At 62.1% G+C, this 800-nt stretch carries 2 protein-coding genes; both read right to left on the bottom strand.

The window, feature by feature from the left end:
* Positions 1-23: 23 nt before the first annotated feature.
* Positions 24-278, bottom strand: a complete 255-nt coding sequence (locus MUB46_RS24120; protein ID WP_261618528.1) for a hypothetical protein — start codon at positions 276-278, stop codon at positions 24-26.
* Positions 275-664 carry a CHC2 zinc finger domain-containing protein gene (locus MUB46_RS24115; RefSeq protein ID WP_315902781.1) on the bottom strand — a complete coding sequence of 130 codons (390 nt, stop codon included), beginning with the start codon at positions 662-664 and terminating at the stop codon, positions 275-277. The genes MUB46_RS24120 and MUB46_RS24115 overlap by 4 nt, the downstream gene beginning before the upstream one ends.
* Between the last annotated feature and the right edge of the window lie 136 nt (positions 665-800).

The raw sequence follows: 800 nt of genomic DNA, 5'->3' as shown, positions 1-800 counted from the left end.
AAGCCGGTCAAGTTCGGCGTTGGTCATGTGGTCGGGGAGCATCCGGGGGTTTCCTTCTCTGGGATAGCCGGCGTCTCACGACGCGGGTCTTGTTTTCGCCAGCCCTGCGGGCCGTCGTAATCGTACCTGCCGAGGCGCCGGGCCCATCGGATCCGTGCCCACATGACGCCTTGCTCGGGGGTCAGTGCGCCGGTGTCGAGCAGGGCGAATAGCTCGTCCTGGTCGTCGACGCTGAGTTGCCCGATGAGATTAGGGAGCCAGTCGCGATAAGTGGTCATCGGCTTACCTCCTCGTCGTCGAGGCTCGACAATGCCAACCCGGTTTCGGCGGCGAGTTTTTCAACGGCCTTCCGAAATGTCAGCCCTTCAAGTTCCATCAGGAGCTCGAAAACGTCGCCCCGCTTGTCCGAGGAAAAGCAGCGGAAGGTGCCGTCGTGGTCGTTGACGATAAAGGACGGCGTCGTCTCGGCGTTGAAGGGGGACAGGCCGATGAACTCGCGGCCCTGGGGGCGCAGCTTCACCTTCCGGCCGGCGATCTCGGAAATGGGCATCCGAGCGCGGATAGCGTCCAATTCGGCCACCGTGAACGGCCCCGGTGAGACGACATTCGGCGCCTCTGGCTTGTTAGCCGAAGGCAGCATGAACGGGATGATTTTCGCAGTCATGCCGCCCTCCCGATCATGGCGACGCGCAAGGCGTTGGCGTCGGGAAAGCAGCCGATGACAAGTCCTTGACCATCAACGGCGACTATCGAGCCGATCGGACGCCATGACGGTTGAACTAATGCACTGTGTGCGCTAT

The sequence above is a fragment of the Microbaculum marinisediminis genome (assembly GCF_025397915.1).
Lineage (GTDB): Bacteria > Pseudomonadota > Alphaproteobacteria > Rhizobiales > Tepidamorphaceae > Microbaculum > Microbaculum marinisediminis.
Note: the sequence above shows the minus strand (reverse complement) of the source record. Positions and strands in the feature narration are given on the sequence as shown.